The following is an 18,953-nucleotide window of genomic DNA, read 5'->3' as shown; positions in this document are numbered from 1 at the left end:
CAGCGGCCCATTCCGGCATACCAGCCCTTGGCGCACCATCGAAAAAGGGCCGCTCCGTGTCAAGCATACTGTCAAACAAATGTCATAAATACGGAATGTCCCGAAACAGCTTACTCTGTCGCTAAAGGGTGCTGCTTCAATACAAGGGTTTTGAGACGTTCATCCAGAACGTGGGTGTAAATCTGCGTCGTGGAAATGTCGGCATGCCCCAGCATCTGCTGAACGGCACGCAGATCAGCCCCATGGGCCAGCAGATGTGTCGCAAAAGCATGGCGCAATTTGTGCGGACTGACCGAGGCGGTCGGCAGCCCGGCAACGACAGCCAACTCCTTGAGGAGCTGCCCGACCCGCCGTCGGGTCAGATGCGCACGCCCCGACGGAAAAAGATACCCGTCTCCCTCTTTCCCAACACGGCCCGCCTTTGTCCCGTCCACAACGACAAGATATGCGGCCAGAGCCTCGCGCGCCCGGCTGCCGAGCGGCACAAGGCGTTCCCGCCCCCCCTTGCCTGCGACCAGGATCATATCCGTATCCGGCCCAACGGCCCGACGTGGTAGAGAGACCAATTCGCTGATCCTTAAGCCGGTGGCATAAAGGGTTTCAACAATAGCCAGCAACCGTAACCCCTTCATGCCTCCGCCTGCTGCAAGGGAAGTGGCTGTTTCCAGCAATCTGTCCACATCCGCCTCATCCAGCACCGCCGGCAAACGGGCTGTCTGCCGGGGGCTGTCGATCCCTTGTGCCGGATTGTCGGCACGCAAACCGTCACGGTAAAGAAACAAAAAAAATTGACGTATGGCCGACAAGCGTCGCGCGGCCGTGCGGGCACTCAATCCCTTACGTTGCAAAGTATGGAGATAGGCACGGATATCCTCGGCATGCGCCGTAGCCAGAGACCCATCCAACGCTGAACCGAAATCTTCCAAATCACGCCGATACGCAACCAGACTGTTCATCGCACCCGCCTTTTCGGCAGCCTGCATTTCCAGAAACTGATCGATCAGGTCATGATCCGACATGAAACCACCGAAGTTTATTTACGGGCACCGTGGCGGCTATAGTCCTTGCGCAATCAGGTACTCAAGAGCAATTGCCCGGGCATCGCCCTCAAAGCCGCTTGCCCGCAACATACCGATCACGGAGCCCGCAAGACTGGCCGGAACCGGCCTGCCACCGGCGGCACCCATCAATCTGACGGCCCCGGTTATGACAGCGGCACGGTCTCCTGCCACACCGTCCCGCAGAAACTGTCGCCACTGACGGACACTAGGGCTGAGACCTGCCCGCAAAACAGGCACCTCCTCCAGGGCCGCCCAAAGATCTTCCGGTACCGACAGACCCAGTGCTTCCATCACCGAGAAAAGCACTTCGCCACGCTGTGCGGCATCCGGCCGTCCGGCCTGGACCTGCCACCAGCGACGAAGCAGTCCGTCGTTGAATGCGGCAGTATCGTCCAGGTCGGGTAAAGACAACGCCAGCAGCGGTCCCATATCGGCAAGCATTGTATCGAGGTCGACATCGCGGCCTGATGACTGCGCCCTCAAAGCCCGCGACCAAACAGTCAGGGGTTGGAGATCGCCGGTCAGCATCAAAGCCCTGACTATAACGCTTGCTTCGGCTGTCAGATTTGGCGACCAGTCACGCACCAAATGACCGATCACCGGCCCCACTTGAGCCAGATTTTGCCCGGTCCTGGCATCCCGCCAAAGCTGTTCCAGGGATACAAAATGCCGGGTGTGTCCATTTTGACCATCCGCACGTTGGACCGTCGCTGCTTGCATCGAAAAAACCGAATCACTTTCTGATTCGGTTTTCGATTCGTTTTCAGTGCTTTCGGCACTATGCAAATCACGATTTTCTTTTTTCAAAACAATGCGCTGTGCTTGTTCAAAAAAAGACCGGTCAGCCGCAGTCCCGGATTCCGCTGCATCCGTTTCAACGGAAGTTTGATCGATTACCAGATTGTCACTATTGATGGGTGCCATCAATTTCGACGCGGCGATTCGAATCGTATTCGCCGATGTTTCAGGCGCCAGAACCGCAGCCTGTATGGCCGCGTTCATTATGTTGGCCTGCGCATCGATGCCTAGAGAGGGTAGCGCCGCGCCAAGGGCCAGCGCCAAACGGCTCTCCTGTACACCAGCATATTCCCGGGTCTCCTGTCCCATAGCCACAAGGTCATCTTTGCCCGCCATTGTCCAGTCGGCCACCTCAACGCGGGCCAGTTGTGCCATGGTTACCTCCAGCACGTCCGGATGAAGCGGCAGGTCCAGAGAACCGGGAGGCAGCACATCGTCCGCACCACGCGCTGTTTGTTCAGCCTCGATCAGGATCAGGTCAATCAGGCGATAGAAATCAGGGCTGACCGTTGTCAATTCCTCCAGAACACCAAGCTGGAAATCGACTGCCGCACGACGGCCGGCCACAGCCTCGCAAAAAGCGGACAAACGCGGCCAGAAAATATCACCGTCAACATTATACCGCTGACTGGTCACTGCCAGTTCGCAGGCGTCTCCCGGCCGACCGGCAGCAAGATAGGCCGTCACCAGCACACGCGGTGCGACGCCCGTGCCGTTAAAGTCCTCGGACAGATTGGCCGGCAAACGGCGCAGCAGAGCCGAGATGGCGGGCGCACGGCCCAAAGCCGACAATTCCTGCAGCCTTGCCGATAAGACAGGATCACTGCGAGGAACGTCGCCAAACTCTGACTGGCGAAACAATGCAAAGCCAGACAGCAAGATGCGTTCCGCCAGACCGGCAAGAACGGGGGTATTGGCCGACATGCCCAGCCCCCGCAAACGGGCGGCAATATCCTGCCGCGAACGATTCTGCCACAAAGTGGCCGGCAGCGCCGCGTCGGAGTCCAGCACGGCAACGCCAGCCGGATCAGGTTCTGCAAGTTGACCGGAAACAAAGGGTGTTTCCCGAGGCACATCATCAGTATCCGCGCCACCGCCGCCCTCAGCAGCCATGTCAGCGGCGGTATCCGGATCATCTGTCGGTTTCTGGTCCGCACCCGGCAGGGCGATGCTGCCGGGCGGCACGAAAGGCTGGGGCAATATCACCAACGGTGCCCCAACCGGTGGGCCCACCTGTGCGGTGGAGGATGGGCGGCCGCCAAGATGAAACCCGGCGTCCGGTTGCAAGGCCGGTCGTTTTTGTTGCGGAGCCGTAATATTGTCCGCAGCCGCGTCCTGGGATAAAGCCGAATTGCCTATCCCGGACGCAAATGTCATCATCCCCAACACGACAGCCGTGCCGAGCATGCCCAACGACCGGCGTGTCCGAAAAACCCGACCGGGTATCACAAATTGCCGATCAGGACGGGAAGCGGTCATTGTTCAGGGTCTTTGTGACCGGTTCGGAAGGGGCGGGAATATCCCAGGTCATCAAAAAAATCAGGCCGCCGAGCACAACAACAGCGGCGAGGGCAATGATAATCTGCGTCATACGCGACATGATGTTCATCCGTTGACTGTTTGACCGCATTCAAGGGCTGGCGAATAGACAGGAGCCCGAGAAGCTGAATATCTTCAGCACGTTTATAGGCGTTTCAAGGACCACAAGTCCAGCCGAGGGTACCATGACAGCAGGACAGGGTGCAGCGCAGGCCGGCAGCCAAGCCATGCACACGCGAAAGCCCTTGGCGCCCTGTCTCTACAAAGCTATGACTTTCAGGGCAAATCTATGGCAATGATAATTCTTTGGACGGTATGCGGTGTATAATAGCTATGCAGCCCAGCAACGGGCTGGGGCAAACGGGTGAGGCAATCGGCACATATCAAAAAGCCGGACACCGGCAACCGGCCGGAAGACGGATGGCCTGACCGTCCTATCGTGTTGGTCGGCATGATGGGGGTCGGCAAAACCACTGTCGGTCGCCGCCTCGCACGCCGGCTGGGCATTGCGTTCGCGGATTCCGACCAAGAAATTGAAAAAGCCGCAGGCATGACCGTCAGCGAAATCTTCGAGCGGTTCGGCGAGGCCGAGTTCCGTGCCGGAGAACGTCGTGTATTTGCACGCCTTCTGGACGACAGACCGAAAGTGATCGCTGCCGGCGGCGGCGCCTTCGCCGAGAGAGAAACACGAGAGCTGATCAAGCAGAACGCCATCAGCATCTGGCTGGATGCGGATGTGACGATTTTACTGGAGCGCACTGCACGGCGCGGTGGGCGTCCCCTGTTGGAAACAGGCAATCCACAGGAAACCCTGACAAGGCTCAACAGAGAGCGTACACCATCCTACAGCCAGGCGGACATACACGTCATCTCGGAAAACGGGCCGCATGATACCGTTGTCAGGGACATTCTGGCCGGCCTTGAAAAATACAAGACGGATACAACGCGTAATGACTGATCCCTTGACCTCGGACCATGGCACCGGCGACCTGCCGCAAGATATGGCTGAAACGGTTCATGTCCCGGTGGGGGGGCATCCGTACGACATCGTCATCGGGGAAGGACTGATCGACCGTCTCGGAGCCCTTGTCAGGCCGCATCTGGCCAGGGCAAAAACCGTTATTGTCAGCGATGCAACGGTCGCGGACCTTTACATGGAACGGGCCGTCAATAGCCTTGAGAAAGCCGGTATTGCCTGCGGACACATCATTCTGCCCCCCGGCGAAGCCAGCAAATCCTTCGCACAACTGGAGCAACTGACAGATACCCTGCTGGACCACAAGGTAGAGCGGCGCGACTGTATCGTGGCTCTCGGCGGCGGCGTCATCGGCGATCTGGCCGGGTTTGCCTCCAGCATAGTGCTGCGCGGCATGGGGTTCATACAGGTGCCGACAACACTGCTGGCGCAAGTCGACAGTTCGGTCGGTGGCAAAACCGGCATCAATACAAGGCACGGCAAAAATCTGATCGGCAGCTTTCATCAACCGCGTCTCGTCGTCAGCGACCTTGCCGTATTGGACACACTGCCCTCGCGAGAGCTTCAGGCCGGGTTTGCGGAAGTGGTGAAATATGGTCTGATCGGTGATCCTGCCTTTTTTGCATGGCTGGAACAGAATGCCGGTCCTGTGCTGGGCGGGGACCGCGCAGCACAAAGACATGCCGTTGCCGTCAGCTGCCGCGCAAAAGCCCGTATCGTCGCCGAGGACGAGCGGGAAAACGGACGGCGTGCACTCCTGAATCTGGGACATACGTTCGGCCATGCCCTCGAAGCCGCGCTTGGTTACGACGGCAGACTTCTACATGGTGAAGCCGTCGCCGTGGGCTGTGTCATGGCATCCAGCCTGGCGGCGAGACTGGGCCTGGCACACCATGACGAATGCATTCGGGTGGAGCGGCTGTTCGCGGCAGCCGGCATGAAAACACGCGCCCATCAACTGGCCGACACCCTCTCCGCCGGGGATCTGCTGGCCCATATGGCACAAGACAAGAAAGTGGAAAACGACCGGTTGGTTCTGATCTCGGGACCGATTGGCGATGCACGTATCCTGCGCGGGGTTGAAACCGACATCGTGGCTGCTGTGCTGGAAGATTCGCTAAAACATCCCGCAGCGTGACACATACATATGCGGACATACCCGCGAAGCTGTATTGACGAAGGGACCTTTTGACCTGTGACTGGCACGATCTGGATGACCGCCGGACTGATATTGGGACTTCTGGCCCTGTCCGGTTTTTTCTCGGGCTCGGAAACCGCACTGACGGCCGCATCCAAGGCGCGTCTGCATCAATTGGCCCAAAACGGCAATCGCAGGGCAAAACGCGTCCTCACTCTGATCGAGGATAAGGAACGCCTGATCGGCGCCATTCTTCTGGGCAACAATCTGGTCAATATTCTGGCATCGGCACTGGCAACCAGCCTGTTCCTGACCCTGGTGGGCGAGGAAGGCGTGTATTATGCCACACTGGTGATGACAGCTCTTGTACTGATCTTCGCCGAGGTCCTGCCGAAATCCTATGCCATTGCCAACCCCGACCGTATGGCATTGGGTGTTGCGGGCCTTATACAGCTGGTTGTCACTGTATTCGCACCTATTGTTTCGCTTGTGCAACAAATTGTCCGTCTGACTTTACGGCTGATCGGCGTGGACATCTCGGCCATCAACAACCCGCTGTCACCGCATGAGGAAATTCGCGGCGCCATCGACCTGCACCGCAGTGAAGGCGGTATCGAAAAACATGCCAAGGACATGCTGGGCTCCATCCTTGATCTTGATGCCGTGACGGTTGCCGACGTGATGGTTCATCGCAAATCGATGCAGGCGATCAATTTGAACGGCCCGGCTGACGAAATCGTCGCCGCCGTTGTCAAAAGCCCATATACACGGCTTCCCGTTTATGACGGTGATATTGAAAATATCGTCGGTGTTCTTCACGCCAAGGATGTGCTGCGGGCTTTACGCCGCGCCAGCGGTCAGATGCAGCGGTTTCAGGCACGGCGTGTCATGACAAAACCCTGGTTCGTGCCCGAGACGACAACCTTGCGCGAACAGCTGAATGCCTTTCTTGAACGCAAATCACACTTCGCTCTTGTGGTGGATGAATACGGCACTCTGCTTGGTCTGGTGACGCTTGAGGATATTCTGGAGGAAATCGTCGGTGACATCACGGACGAATTCGACTTCGAAATACCGGGTGTGCGCACCACGGCAGAAGGGTCGGTGCTTGCAGACGGGACGGTCACCATCCGCGATCTGAACCGGATGTTTGACTGGCAACTGCCGGATGACGAGGCTACGACTATTGCCGGCCTCGTCATCCATCAGGCGGAAACCATCCCGATCGTGGGCCAGATTGTCGCCTATAAGGATTTCCGGTTCGAGGTAACCCGCCGACGCCGCAATCAGATCACGGGCCTGAAAATCCGGCGGGTATAACCGGACAGCCCTTCAGGACAGCTTTAAATTCAAAAGTTTCATGCCAAGCCATTTTCCACGGCTTTTGCAAGCCGCCCGGCAAAGGCTGACGGATCATCCAGCGGGTCGCCTTCCAGAATTTTGGCCTGATCCAACAGCAGATGGACGGCATCGTCGCAGGCATCGCGCGCGCCTTTGTCTCCTGACAAGGCCGCAAGTTTCTTGATCAGGCCGTGTGACGGATTGATTTCCAGAATTTTCGGCGTTGCCATATCAATCTGATTGTTGGCCTTCAGCATTCTTTCCAGATGCATGTCCATGGCACTGTCATCCGCCACGAGGCAGGCTGCCGTTTCGGTCAGACGGTCGGATGCACGAACGTCAGACACGGCATCGCCCAACACATCCTTCATCAAGGTCGCCAGTACGGTCAGCTCCCCTTCCGGGGCCTTATCTTTATCGTCTTTTGCCACTCCATCGGCGATATCCGACAGATCGCTCGCGCCGCGTGTAATGGACTTGAAGGGCTTGCCTTCGTAATCGCTGACCATCTGAAGCCAAAAATCGTCCACGGGATCGCTGAGCAACAAGACCTCGACCCCCTTGGCCTTGAAACCTTCAAGCTGCGGACTGCGTTTGACTGCGGCTTCGTCCGGTCCGGTCACATAATAGATGGCGGACTGTTTGTCCTTCATACGACCGACATAGTCCGCCAGACTGACCCATCCATCACCATCCGTTGTGCGGAACCGGACCAGTTTCAACAACGCCTCGCGGCGTTCTAAATCCTCATACAGGCCTTCCTTGATCACCGCGCCAAAGGTGGACCAGATGGCTTCGAACTTTTCCGCATCCTTCGCGGCAAGCTTTTCCAGTTCGCCCAGTACCTTTTTGGTGATCGCCGAAGACATGCGCTTCAGGACGGGGTTGTTCTGCAACATCTCGCGGCTGATATTCAGCGGCAGATCCTGACTGTCGACCACACCACGCAGAAACCGCAGCCAGCCCGGCAGCATGCCGCTCGTATCATCGGTGATGAAAACCCGTTTGACATACAGCTTCACCCGGCTTTTACGCGCGGGGTCGAACAGGTCCATCGGACGGGTTTCCGGAATGAATAACAACACGCTGTATTGCTGCATGCCCTCGGCGGTGTAATGCAGGCGAAAAGCGGGTTCATCGAAGGCGTGACTCACATGCCGGTAGAATTCGGTGTATTGATCGTCGGTAATATCGGCTTTCGCACGGGTCCAGAGCGCAGACCCCTGATTGACCGGAGCATCGTCTTTTTCCTCATCGCCGCTTGCGGTCTTTTCCTGTTCATCCGCGCCTGAAACAGCCAGCCGGATCGGTACGGCAATGTGATCGCTGTAGGTTTTCACGATCCGCTCCAAACGGAACCGTTCCAGGAATTCTCCGGCGTCGTCTTTCATATGAAGGGTGATTTCGGTTCCGCGCCCAGCCTTGTCGCCGTCGGCGATGGAATAGGTCCCACTGCCGTCGCTCTCCCAGAGATAGGCCGCATCTTCACCGGCACGGCATGTCAGAACGCTGACTTTGTCGGCCACCATGAACACGGAATAAAACCCGACGCCGAACTGACCGATCAACTGTACATCCCGCTTGGCATCGCCTGTCAGCCTGTCCATGAAACCGGCGGTACCGGACCGCGCAATCGTACCCAGATTGGCTTTCAGGTCATCCTTGTTCATCCCAACACCGTTATCGCGGATGACAAGTGTTTTCGCCTTTGCATCGGCGACGATTTCGATATGAAATTCGGGATCGTCTTTTGTTAGATCGGGCTTGGTCAGCGCTTCATACCGCAGCTTGTCACAGGCATCGGACGCATTCGAAATCAGTTCACGCAGGAAAATCTCACGTTCGGAATAAACCGAGTGCACCATCAGGTGCAGCAATCGGGCGACCTCTGCTTCGAAACCATGCTGTTCCGCCTTTGCCTTCGTATCCGCCGTGTTCTCTTTAGTCGTATCCGCCATGCTCTGATCCGCCATTCTCATTCACTCCACACGAAAACCGTCCACCGCCAAAGCCGGTACATATCGTTCATACCGTCCGCATATCTGACCGGGGCAGACAGGCCGCCATATTGTGTACCGACAGTTGCGTTTGATTTAAGAAATGATAATCCGCCGTCAAGAGGTCCCATCCCGCCAACAGATTTAATTCTGATCCGATTCATCCGTACCCTGGACCGCCTCAAGAAAATCGGACCGTGCGCGCATGAGCACTGCCGCATCCCCTTCCGACAATTTGTAAAGCCAGCCATCCGTACGCGCGGAGATCAGTCCGGCTTCAGCCGATGCCCCCGCGGCCGCCAATTGCGCCCAGTGTCCCTCTTCCATATCGAACAGTTTCAGGGTCAAGGACAACGTAACGGCACCAGAAGCATCCTCCGCCCCGGCGATCACGCCGTCCGCGGCTGAACCGCCCGCCTGCGCGGTTTCGGCCTGCTGGCTGCTTTGGGGCGCGTCAACCGTCACGATCACCGTCCGCACCGGATCGGTGATCGGATTGGCCAGACGTCTTGCATCCGTCAACGTAAGCCGGGCTAGGACACGGGCGGGATCGCGGCGTTTCCAGGCCGGCGCCTGTGTTTCATCATCGCCCAGATCGGTCAGGTTGTATTCGCCGGCGTCCGCATCGCGGTCCAGCGTTACATTGCCCAGCCGGACACTGGCGATACGATCGGCGTCAAGGGACAGAAGGGTAGTGTCCAGCCAGTTCACCGGATCAGCCGATATTTCCGGCAAGCTGGAAACAAGCCAAGCACGGCTGTCGCCGTCCCGGTACACATAGGTCAGAGAACGGCCCGCCCCACCTTCCTTTCGGGTCCCGACGCTGAGATCAGCCAGCGGTGCGTCAGCATCATCGGCCAGGGTCAGAGCAATGGCCGATGCGTTATCCAGGCCGAGGGCATCGAAACGGTCCCGGTTCGCCGTCATCGGCTCACGGCGCTCCGACAAGGCCAAACCACGCAAAAGATCGCGCACACGGACAGGATCCGCTTCATATCCATCCCGTTCCGCCACGGTCCAGTGCGTGCCATCACGGACAAGTGTCACATGCCGATCCGATTGGGATAAAATCAGGCGGGCCGCAGTGTTCACACGGGTTTGCAGCCCGTCAAACAACCGCTCCCCCCGGCCCCCCTGCCGCAGGGACGGGTCCTCACCGAACAACACCCAAACCGCCGCCAGAATCGCCACCAATGTGGCGTAGCCAAGTATGGTCGTCAGTCTTTCCGACATACGATCCCCCGGAACATAAACATCATCCTCTTTCGCCGATTTCGGCCAAGCGCCGTCGTCGCGCCCTCCAGAAATGGACGAACGCGCCAAAAATCACCAGAACCGGCATTAACAGGATGTTCAGACCGGCCAGCCATGCTCCAAGCCGTTCGATGTCACGGCGCAGATTGCGTTTAACATCCCTGAGCGCCTTGCGGGTTTCCACAAGCTCGGCCCGGAAGCGGTCCACTGCCTGTTCCTGTTCCGGCGAGAAAATGGCGCCGTCTTCAGGACGCTCGGATTCCATCTCGGCAAGCCGGGCCTCGGTTTCCTGCAAACGACGCTGCAAGCGCTGTTCTTCATCCAGATATCTGGCCTCGGCCTCACGGCGCAGGCGGTCGACCACCTCGAACGGACGGCGTGCAATGCCCCGCGCCCTTAGATCCAAAAGAGCTTCCGAGCCGGCCATCTGGTCCGCAAGATTCAAAATCAGACTGCCATTGCCGGCGATGGGAACACTGATCCGCTGCCCGAAAAGATCCTGCACCTGCACCCAGAAACGATCATCAAACATGTCCGTATCGGCACCGACCACCAGATTAATCCGGCCGGCGTTGATCCCCGCCCCTGCGGCCGGGGTATCGACCGTCATTCTTTCGGGATAGGCCGTATTCGCCTGACCGCTGACCCGCCCCAGCAGGACATAGGGTTTTCCGGACGGCTCAAAACCGCGCAAAAGCGAATCCGGATCAGGTGTGCCGACAGCAGATGCGACATCCACAAGCATTGCCTGGTCGCTGGACGAAATCAGCGGACTCAGGGTTGTCGACGCCCCGTCTAGCAGTTCGACATGGCCAGTGCTTGCCAAGGTCACACTGTCCAGCATGGCGGTTACCACATCATCTTCGGCAAGCGCGGAGCCGCGTGTACCGATCCACAGCACATAGTCTTTTATGGCATCAGGCCCGTATCCCCCCATGGAAACCCGCTGCGCCTGTCCGAGATCGGCAACGAGATGGTCACTGGATATATCGATTCCCCAGGCCGTCAGCAGTGGTCCCAGATCACTGGCATCCGGTTCGTACGACGCCGGATTACTGCTTTCATTATGAGGGTCCAGAAAAACCAGCGCCGGCTTTCCGGTCAGGACAAACTGATCAATGGCGAACAGCTGATCTTCACCCAAGGCAGGGGGATGAACGACCATCAGCAAATCCGTATCGTCAGGGATCTCAGCGAAATCGCCGGCGATCTCCGATACATCAAAAAATTCGCGCAACTGCTCATAAATGACATAGGGACGAGCACGGCCCTGCATCATAGCCTGCGGTCCACCAGGGCCGAACTGCATGGGTAGACGCGTCAGCAGTGTCAGTTTCGGCAGGACGGGCTGATCAAGTGTCGTAATCAACTTGATCAAATCATATTCAAGAAACCGCGCCCGCTCCTCGGCGAAAAAGGGAATGATCGCCTCGCCGTCCACGGTATCCCGCGCGACAAGCCCGAGATACAGCATCGATCCGTCGCCGAGGGGAATACCGCGCAAACCGGCGGCAACAGCGGCGTCTTCATCCTCGGAAAATGGTTCCGGATCAATAACGGTTAATTCAACCTTGCCACGGGCAGCGCTTTCAAGGGTCCTCAGCAAATCCTCGATCCGCTTGCCATATGTCAGAAGCTGAGGGAAAGGCGCTGCCTGCCCTTTGGAAAAATAGAGATCAAGCCGGACCGGTTCTTCCAAATCGCCAAGTACGGTTCGGGTTCCGTCCGACAGGCTGTAAAGACCGTCTGCCGTCAGATCCAGATCGATACCACGCAGAAAACGGTCGGACAGAATCGTAAGCGACAGAAACAGAAGAACGCCCATTGCTATGAGGCTTGCGGGGCGGTTCAGAAAACGGTTTGTCCCGGCCATTATCCCACCTCCCTCTTCGCGTCGACGATCACCCGCGTGATCCAGAGCCAAAGCGCGATCACCGCCAGGAAATAGACAATGTCATTCAAACCCAGAACCCCACGCTGCAGATTGTCAAAATGACTGAGGAAAGACAGATTGGCCACCGCCAGCACCAAGGCATCGGGTGCCCAACCGCTGAAAACGTCCAGCACCATCGACAGACCCGACACGACAAACAGGAAGCAGACAGCGACAGACAGGATAAAGGCCACGACCTGGTTGCGGGTGACCGCAGACATGGCCGACCCGATGGCCAGATATGCCGCCGCCATGAGGAAAGAGCCCATATACGCTGTCAAAATAACACCATTATCGGGATCGCCGAGCCAGTTCACCGTGATCCAGACGGGAAATGTCAGCACCAGCGCCAATCCGGTGAACGCCAGAGCCGCCAGATATTTCCCGAGCACGACACTGCCGGCAGGCAGGGGCAGGGTCAAAAGCAGCTCCAGCGTACCGGCCTTGCGATCTTCGGCCCAAAGGCGCATGGCGACAGCCGGTATCAGGAACAGGTACAACCACGGGTGATAGGCAAAGAACGCACTGAGATCGGCCTGCTCCCGCTCATAAAACTGCCCGAGATAAAAGGTGAACAGCCCCTGGAGCGTCAGAAAAATAATCAGAAAGACATAAGCCAGCGGCGTCGCGAAATAGGCGGTAAACTCCCTGGCGAAAATCGTGCCGGTGGCCCTTAAAGTCGCGCTGTACGGGGTTGCATCCTGTCCATCCACGCGACTCATGAAGCGCCTCCCGCTGTCAAAAAGCGAAACACATCGTCGAGACGGCCGCCTTCCACACTGAATTCACCGACCGACCACCCCTTTTCCGCCGTCATGGCCGCAACCGCACTGCTCACATCAGCCTGATCCACCGAAAGCACGGTGAGACGGGTTTGCGCGCCCTCGCGCGCCTGTTCAACGGCAGACACACCGGGTACGGCGCGCAACGCTTCTTCTACGGCCGCCGTCTCGCCCGCCGGCACCAGCATTGTCACCGCGTTCCTGTATCGGGATCGTGCCTTCAACTCGCTGGGTGTTCCGTCTGCCACCAACCGTCCCCGGTCAATAATGACAGCCCGCGTGCAGAGGGCCTCAACCTCTTCCAGAATGTGGGTCGAGATGATGATGGCACGCTCGGCCGCCATCGTATTGATCAGGCTGCGTACATCATGCTTCTGGTTCGGGTCGAGACCATCCGTGGGTTCATCCAGGATCAGCACTTCGGGCGCATGCAGAATTGCAGCCGCCAGGCCGACACGCCGTTTGTATCCCTTGGACAGCGTTTCAATACGCTGTTCCATCACGCCGTCCAGGTGAACGGCACCGCCCGCGCTTTCGACCACATTGACGGCGGCGTCCCGGTCCATACCATGAGCGGACGCAATAAACCGCAGAAAGGCCCGCACTGTCATATCGCCGTAAAGAGGCGCGCCTTCCGGCAGATACCCAACACGCCGACGTGCCGCCACCGCGCCGCCATTGACAGGGATACCGGCTATGCGCGCCTCACCCGCGGAAGGCGTCAGATAACCGGTCAGCATTTTCATGGTTGTCGTCTTACCGGCACCATTCGGCCCCAGAAATCCCAAGACCTCTCCCTTGGCGACAGTCAGGGAAATACCATCAACCGCCGTAAAAGGCCCAAAACGTTTCACCAGATTTCTGGCTTCAACAAGTGCCGTCATGAGGCCACACATCCCCCCGGTTATCTTTCAAAAACTGATGCTCCAGTCCATGCCGCACACATGCGGCAGGCGTGTACCAGATGCGCTAAATAAAAAATCCTTTTTGCCGGTTCAAGAGGGCAAATTAGTATATCCGAGCCTGGCAGAGCGCGCATGGCCGCCAAAAGCATCCAGCATACGCTCCCGCCACGCATGCAAGACATCGTCACTATCGAGCAATTCAAAAGGACTGACGATACGCGACCACATGAAGCAACCGAACACCACATAATCGGCCCAGGCTGGCGTATCGCCGGAAAAATAGGAACGCCCTTTCAACGTCATGCGCAAGGGTGCGAGCCCGGCGCGAAAGGAATCCAGGCGGCTTTCACGGTCGGCGCGCGCCTCCTCCAGAGTGCGGCCCAGTACCTGTTCCCGGGTTTTCCGAAAATACGCGGCACTGTCGGCATCAAGACAGGCACACACATCCGCGGCAATCATCGGAAAAACCGGCATCAATACCGTGGTCGTGACAAAAGCCTCCATCAGGCGGGCCTGTTCGGCCGCCCCCTTACCGCCAAACAGTCGGGGACCGTCATATGTTTCGTCAAGATAAACGGCAATATCGTGGCTGTCCTTGACCCATGCATCACCATCGCGAATGACCGGCACACGGTCTCCGCCGCACGCAGTCTCTAGCCGAGTCTTTTCGCAAAATCGCCAGGCAAGGCCGTTGAAAGCCAGCCCCTTATGCAGAAGGGCCATGCGCACCCGCCAGACATAGGGACTGAAACGCACTTCCGCATCGCTGCCCGCCAGCTCATAAAGCTCAATCATTTGCCCACACCCTTTTCAGTAAAACCGCCCGCGATGCTGCCATCAATGCACGGCGCGCTCTTTCCACGCAATGCATAATGCCGATTAGAGTAAGTCCGCACGCTTCCGGGCACGATCATGACGAGCGGGCTTAAATTCATCACATATGGAAAAATCCGCCGGACAATCGCAGCAAAAGGCCTGGATATATGAAGAAGCGGAAGGAAACTGGCCCAGCCATTGATCCGGCAAGAACGAGGGGGCTTGGGGGTTCACCACGTTGCCGGTGGCTGGGCCAGTCGAGGCCAACAATTATGTTCTAGACGTCCATTGAGGCAGGTCCACGGCTTAAATATGGCGATACGGTGGCGCCCCTAAACCAATGAATGCGGGCCGCCGGACTCAGCGCGCATGCACCTCGCCTGAGCCACGCACACGGCTGTTCATACTTGGATTACCGCGGACATATACATCGCCGGACCCTCTGATCTCAACATCGGCCGTCTCACTGGCATAAGCCTCGACGTCACCGGACCCGCGCAGTTCGATCTGTGCGATTTCACACTTGAAATCTTCGGCCTCAACATCGCCGGAGCCCTGCAATGTCACCGACAGGGTCTTACAGCTGCCTGCCAGTTCAATGTCACCGGACCCCTGAAGCCTTGTCCTCATGGTCACAACGTCAGCATCCTCGATAATGGCATCGCCGGAGCCTTTCAGCACCAGATCAAAAGTTTCAGCGGCAATATCATCAATGGTCAGATCACCGGATCCGGTCAGATTGGCTGCCGTCAGTTTTGGAACGCTGACGACCACTTGCAACCGGTCAATCCGCGACCAGTGATGCCCCTTGTCTTTGAGACCAATGACCAACTCGCCATCCGTAACATCGGTACGCACATGATCGATGACATCGCTGTCGGCAATAACCTTAACCGACCGCTCATTCCCGACGGATACACTGACATCCATGGACCCCTTGACCTTGATCCGTTCAAAGGCACCAACATCGCGCTCCTGTTCGGCCACGTCATCAGCAATGACAAACGCCGTCGCCCCCAGGCAGGTAGCGACCGCAAGAGCAAAGCCCGTTGCTTTCATAGTCCTGTCTCCCATTCGGTAGAGTCCGTGGTTTCAGACTTAAAACAGGGCGGCATCCAACACCGCGGTTATCAATCGCCTGACGGCAGGCGTATCAGCGGACGGTGATTTCACCGAGACCGCCAACGGATTTATCGACATTTCTCGGGTTGCCGTGAACAGTAATGGCACCGATCCCGCTCAGATTGGCTTCGACGCTCTCGGAAGCATAAACATCGGCATTGCCGGCGCCGCGCACATGGACCTCGACACTTTTGCAGCGAAAATCATCCGCCTCCACATTACCGGCACCGCGGATATCGACCTCCAGCGCGCCGCAGGAGCCCGACAATTCCACATTACCGGCCCCTTTGAGCACAAGTTCGAAAGCATCCACATCCAGGCCACGCAAATCACCGTCCATGGCACCGAGAATCTCAAGGCCGGTCAGGCGCGGTACGGAAATCGTCATTTCCGCTCCATTCACGTCCCAGTCATTGCCGCCCTTTTCTTCCAGATTGCCGATGATGAGGGTCCCGTCCTCAACTTCGGTATCTATCACTGCGAGATCTCTCTCACGTGCCCGCACACGTACGGTCTGTTCACCCCCCATCGTCAGCTCAAGCTCGATCGCACCGCGCACCTGCAGACGCTCGAAAGGAGGAAGGTCGCGTGTTTCTGTTACAAAAGAGCCGCGACGACGGTCATTATCGTCATCTTCGTCCATATCCACGTCAACGCGGATATCGGGACTGAAGCGGCTACCGGAAGGGGTTTCAGAGGCCGTCAGCGCTGCCGCGCCGACAAGAGCGACAACAGCCGCGCCAAAAATGGCATGCCGGCGAAAAGAGTCCTGGTCCATGATGTTTCTCCTCGTTGTCGTTCCTTATTGAGGCCGTTCCTTTTGAGCACATCGTTGTACGCAGTAATGTTATTCTCAAAGGCCAACCGTATTTTTATATCAATCTGATATATATTACACGCCCATGAGGGTCAATACACAACTACCGCAAAAAGCGGTCGTCTGGTGGCATGTTTGTCTTCGCCCTTGCCAAGACAGAGTGCTTGGACCACACTGACTGTCGTGGACGATGGTATCGATCAATCCGGGCTTATATATCTGCCCCCGTCCGGCACCCTCCAGACCAGTACCACCGCGCCTCTGCCGGTGGCCGATGCCAGGGCATCGACGGTGTATTTTTCCCGCCGGGAGCTGGGTTTCATTCTCAATATCTACGGCCGTATGGTGGCAGCGGGTTTCTGCAGGGATTATGCTATTGACCAGCTTGCCGATATGGCGGTTTTCTCAATCTTCCGCCGCGCGAGCGAGATGCCGATCTACCGTATTATAAAGGAACCGACCAAAAGGGACCGACAGGGCATGTGGCGGATTGTCGGAATGGACGGCCGGATCTACAAGCGCGGCCATGACCTGGGCCGCCTTCTGGTGTTTTTTGAAAACAAACTGTCACGGACGGTAGAACGGATCCGTTGAAATAATACGATAATGGCCACACGACGGGCAGACAGTCCCCCGCCTTTCTGTAAAATTCGGTTTTTCAATAAAAAGCGGCCCGCGGACAGGAGAGACTCCGCGGGCCGTAACGTACCGGATCATTCACATTGCTGACCGTTGCCCAGGCTTTTCATTTGTCATTTATGCCCGGTCAGGAATATGGCACTCGGAACAGCTGTTTTCACACACCACTCAAAACGATCATCCGGTCCTAAATTCTCACTCGATTACCCGACCAGCACCGCCCCATCGGCGGTTTTGGGAAGGTCGAAGTGCCTTGACCCCACAGGGCCCGCCTGATCCGCCACCACAGCGCCATCGTCCCAGCCTTCCTTTTTCCGGTAGATGGTCGACGGGCTGATGCCCAGCGAGTGGGCCGCTTTGGGAATACTGTTGCCGTATGCGGCAATGCGATTTTCAATAATCATCCGCTCAATGTCGGCAAGCGAGGCCTCGGCCAACTCACCCAGAACGAGGCCGGGCACCTCTTCCTCCTTGCCATAAGCCGAGGACGGCTCGCTTTCCATCCGTCTGGCGGCCACACGCCGGTAACGCCTGTCGCCATCGGACGGCAGCATGTAGGCTTCAACGGTCACACCGCGATGGCTCTGACAGATCCACGAAACGAGCGCCTCAAGTTCACGCACATTCTCGTTCCACTCCCATGCCTCAAGAGCCGCAACGGCATCGTCGGACAGATCGCGGAAACCGGAATGGGTTTCGGATGCCTCACGGGCAAGGAAGTGCCGGGCCAAACGGGCGATATCGGTTTTGCGTTCAGCCAGGGCAGGCAAGGACAGGTTGGCGATATTCAAGCGATAGAAAAGATCCTCGCGGAACCGACCGCTTGAAATACTGGCGAGTGGGTCCGCATCCATGCTGCACATCAAGCGAACATCCAGGCTTTGCAGACGATCGGCACGTCCGGCGGATACCGTGCCGGTCTGGAGAAAACGCAGCAATTTTGTCTGCAAGGCGATATCCAACGCATCCACGCCGCGCAGATAGAGACTGCCGCCATGGGCACGACGCAGCGCGCCGGTGGCGGAAAGGTTGGCACGCAACCCGGACGCCGAGCGGGCAGACGGCTCCATCATCAGGCCGGCGCGTGCATCGCCGAAAATTTCATGGTCCAACTGTGTACTTGTGAGGGATGTGCAATCCACCATGATAAAGGGACCGGACCGGCGTGGGCCTGTCTGATGAATGGTCCTGGCGGCAAGCCGCTTACCCGTACCGGGCGCACCGCTCAACAGTACCGGCGCCGTGGTTTCGGACAACGCATCGATACCACGGTAAATCGCCCTCATCGCGGGCGTGGACCCGACCATATCGCCCAACCCTTCACGGCCGCCCACATTCAGCAGGGCGCGCAGCTGTTCCCGCATCTGAACTGTTTCCAGAATACGGCGGATGCTGGCCAACAGACGGGTTTCGTCGAACGGCTTCATCAGATAATCATCCGCACCGCGTTCCAGCGACCGCGCCGCCAGATGCGCCGTGCGCTCATTGGCAAGCGCCAGTATGGGAATATCCATGTCAAGAGCCTGCACATGACTTAATACCTTGCACGCCAAGGCTTCCGGCAGTCCCATGTCAAGGATCAAAAGGTCGGGCTGCTCTTCGCAAAGCTGGTCACAAAGCGTTTCAGGCTCGTCAATTTCCACAACATAGTGGCCACCTGCCCGGAGATGTGTGGCATATACACCCTTCAGCGTAGGCGACTGTTCCGCAAGCCAGATTGTGTTGGGTTCAGCCTGTTCGGTGCTACGGTTGCAGACGTTTTTGATCTGTTTGTCCGTCATGGTGCGACCCTTTGCGTTTCCGTCAGTTGCTCACGGTTCCCTTTTGGAACCGGC

At 57.7% G+C, this 18,953-nt stretch carries 16 protein-coding genes; 4 read left to right on the top strand and 12 right to left on the bottom strand.

Annotated features, from left to right (window positions below):
* Positions 1-110: 110 nt before the first annotated feature.
* The 3 genes from BXY39_RS18215 to BXY39_RS19430 all read right to left on the bottom strand — a co-directional run bounded on the left by BXY39_RS18215 (position 111) and on the right by BXY39_RS19430 (position 3,459).
* Positions 111-1,019 carry a site-specific tyrosine recombinase XerD gene (locus BXY39_RS18215; RefSeq protein WP_121940330.1) on the bottom strand — a complete coding sequence of 303 codons (909 nt, stop codon included), beginning with the start codon at positions 1,017-1,019 and terminating at the stop codon, positions 111-113.
* Positions 1,020-1,055: 36 nt separating this feature from the next.
* Positions 1,056-3,065 carry a hypothetical protein gene (locus BXY39_RS18210; RefSeq protein ID WP_147453636.1) on the bottom strand — a complete coding sequence of 670 codons (2,010 nt, stop codon included), beginning with the start codon at positions 3,063-3,065 and terminating at the stop codon, positions 1,056-1,058.
* Positions 3,066-3,318: 253 nt separating this feature from the next.
* Entirely contained in the window at positions 3,319-3,459 is a 141-nt protein-coding gene (locus BXY39_RS19430; protein ID WP_170163952.1) for a hypothetical protein, read from the bottom strand.
* Positions 3,460-3,762: 303 nt separating this feature from the next.
* On the opposite strand from BXY39_RS19430, the gene BXY39_RS18205 reads away from it, so the two are divergent.
* The 3 genes from BXY39_RS18205 to BXY39_RS18195 all read left to right on the top strand — a co-directional run bounded on the left by BXY39_RS18205 (position 3,763) and on the right by BXY39_RS18195 (position 6,832).
* Complete coding sequence (locus tag BXY39_RS18205) at positions 3,763-4,356, top strand: shikimate kinase (RefSeq protein WP_245999476.1); 594 nt, start codon at positions 3,763-3,765, stop codon at positions 4,354-4,356.
* On the top strand, positions 4,349-5,512 hold the full coding sequence (gene aroB, locus BXY39_RS18200; protein ID WP_245999473.1) for a 3-dehydroquinate synthase: 1,164 nt from the start codon (positions 4,349-4,351) through the stop codon (positions 5,510-5,512). Before BXY39_RS18205 ends, aroB begins: the two co-directional genes overlap by 8 nt.
* A gap of 75 nt (positions 5,513-5,587) precedes the next feature.
* Entirely contained in the window at positions 5,588-6,832 is a 1,245-nt protein-coding gene (locus tag BXY39_RS18195) for an HlyC/CorC family transporter (protein ID WP_121940328.1), read from the top strand.
* Positions 6,833-6,870: 38 nt separating this feature from the next.
* Here BXY39_RS18195 and htpG read toward each other — a convergent pair whose 3' ends face one another.
* The 8 genes from htpG to BXY39_RS18155 all read right to left on the bottom strand — a co-directional run bounded on the left by htpG (position 6,871) and on the right by BXY39_RS18155 (position 16,440).
* A complete protein-coding gene (htpG, locus tag BXY39_RS18190; RefSeq protein WP_245999465.1) occupies positions 6,871-8,826 on the bottom strand; it encodes a molecular chaperone HtpG in 1,956 nt (651 codons plus the stop codon).
* 168 nt (positions 8,827-8,994) lie between these two features.
* Positions 8,995-10,083 carry a DUF4340 domain-containing protein gene (locus BXY39_RS18185; protein ID WP_121940327.1) on the bottom strand — a complete coding sequence of 363 codons (1,089 nt, stop codon included), beginning with the start codon at positions 10,081-10,083 and terminating at the stop codon, positions 8,995-8,997.
* Between the two features lie 22 nt (positions 10,084-10,105).
* Positions 10,106-11,977 (bottom strand): Gldg family protein, encoded by a 1,872-nt coding sequence (locus tag BXY39_RS18180; protein ID WP_121940326.1) that lies wholly within the window; start codon positions 11,975-11,977, stop codon positions 10,106-10,108.
* Entirely contained in the window at positions 11,977-12,759 is a 783-nt protein-coding gene (locus BXY39_RS18175; RefSeq protein WP_121940325.1) for an ABC transporter permease subunit, read from the bottom strand. The genes BXY39_RS18180 and BXY39_RS18175 overlap by 1 nt, the downstream gene beginning before the upstream one ends.
* A complete protein-coding gene (locus tag BXY39_RS18170; protein WP_121940324.1) occupies positions 12,756-13,703 on the bottom strand; it encodes an ABC transporter ATP-binding protein in 948 nt (315 codons plus the stop codon). The genes BXY39_RS18175 and BXY39_RS18170 overlap by 4 nt, the downstream gene beginning before the upstream one ends.
* A 111-nt stretch (positions 13,704-13,814) precedes the next feature.
* Positions 13,815-14,519, bottom strand: a complete 705-nt coding sequence (locus tag BXY39_RS18165) for a glutathione S-transferase N-terminal domain-containing protein (protein WP_121940323.1) — start codon at positions 14,517-14,519, stop codon at positions 13,815-13,817.
* Positions 14,520-14,900: 381 nt separating this feature from the next.
* Positions 14,901-15,599 carry a head GIN domain-containing protein gene (locus BXY39_RS18160; RefSeq protein WP_170163951.1) on the bottom strand — a complete coding sequence of 233 codons (699 nt, stop codon included), beginning with the start codon at positions 15,597-15,599 and terminating at the stop codon, positions 14,901-14,903.
* Positions 15,600-15,693: 94 nt separating this feature from the next.
* Positions 15,694-16,440: a head GIN domain-containing protein gene (locus BXY39_RS18155; protein ID WP_121940321.1), complete on the bottom strand. Its 747-nt coding sequence runs from the start codon at positions 16,438-16,440 to the stop codon at positions 15,694-15,696.
* 222 nt (positions 16,441-16,662) lie between these two features.
* Here BXY39_RS18155 and BXY39_RS18150 point away from each other — a divergent pair, with 222 nt between their 5' ends.
* Positions 16,663-17,073: a DUF2794 domain-containing protein gene (locus tag BXY39_RS18150; RefSeq protein ID WP_245999459.1), complete on the top strand. Its 411-nt coding sequence runs from the start codon at positions 16,663-16,665 to the stop codon at positions 17,071-17,073.
* Between the two features lie 248 nt (positions 17,074-17,321).
* Here BXY39_RS18150 and BXY39_RS18145 read toward each other — a convergent pair whose 3' ends face one another.
* A complete protein-coding gene (locus tag BXY39_RS18145) occupies positions 17,322-18,899 on the bottom strand; it encodes a sigma-54-dependent transcriptional regulator (protein ID WP_121940320.1) in 1,578 nt (525 codons plus the stop codon).
* Between the last annotated feature and the right edge of the window lie 54 nt (positions 18,900-18,953).

This window comes from Eilatimonas milleporae (assembly GCF_003688555.1).
Taxonomy (GTDB): Bacteria; Pseudomonadota; Alphaproteobacteria; order Sphingomonadales; family Kordiimonadaceae; genus Eilatimonas; species Eilatimonas milleporae.
The sequence above is the reverse complement of the archived record's forward strand: the minus strand, read 5'-3'. Positions and strand labels throughout refer to the sequence as shown.

Bases quoted from the DNA above. Each gene is read 5' to 3' on its own strand.
- BXY39_RS18215 (WP_121940330.1), bottom strand. From the start codon at position 1,019: ATGTCGGATCATGACCTGATCGATCAGTTTCTGGAAATGCAGGCTGCC.
- BXY39_RS19430 (WP_170163952.1), bottom strand. From the start codon at position 3,459: ATGTCGCGTATGACGCAGATTATCATTGCCCTCGCCGCTGTTGTTGTG.
- aroB (WP_245999473.1), top strand. From the start codon at position 4,349: ATGACTGATCCCTTGACCTCGGACCATGGCACCGGCGACCTGCCGCAA.
- BXY39_RS18195 (WP_121940328.1), top strand. From the start codon at position 5,588: ATGACCGCCGGACTGATATTGGGACTTCTGGCCCTGTCCGGTTTTTTC.
- htpG (WP_245999465.1), bottom strand. From the start codon at position 8,826: ATGGCGGATCAGAGCATGGCGGATACGACTAAAGAGAACACGGCGGAT.
- BXY39_RS18185 (WP_121940327.1), bottom strand. From the start codon at position 10,083: ATGTCGGAAAGACTGACGACCATACTTGGCTACGCCACATTGGTGGCG.
- BXY39_RS18180 (WP_121940326.1), bottom strand. From the start codon at position 11,977: ATGGCCGGGACAAACCGTTTTCTGAACCGCCCCGCAAGCCTCATAGCA.
- BXY39_RS18175 (WP_121940325.1), bottom strand. From the start codon at position 12,759: ATGAGTCGCGTGGATGGACAGGATGCAACCCCGTACAGCGCGACTTTA.
- BXY39_RS18170 (WP_121940324.1), bottom strand. From the start codon at position 13,703: ATGACGGCACTTGTTGAAGCCAGAAATCTGGTGAAACGTTTTGGGCCT.
- BXY39_RS18165 (WP_121940323.1), bottom strand. From the start codon at position 14,519: ATGATTGAGCTTTATGAGCTGGCGGGCAGCGATGCGGAAGTGCGTTTC.
- BXY39_RS18160 (WP_170163951.1), bottom strand. From the start codon at position 15,599: ATGAAAGCAACGGGCTTTGCTCTTGCGGTCGCTACCTGCCTGGGGGCG.
- BXY39_RS18155 (WP_121940321.1), bottom strand. From the start codon at position 16,440: ATGGACCAGGACTCTTTTCGCCGGCATGCCATTTTTGGCGCGGCTGTT.
- BXY39_RS18145 (WP_121940320.1), bottom strand. From the start codon at position 18,899: ATGACGGACAAACAGATCAAAAACGTCTGCAACCGTAGCACCGAACAG.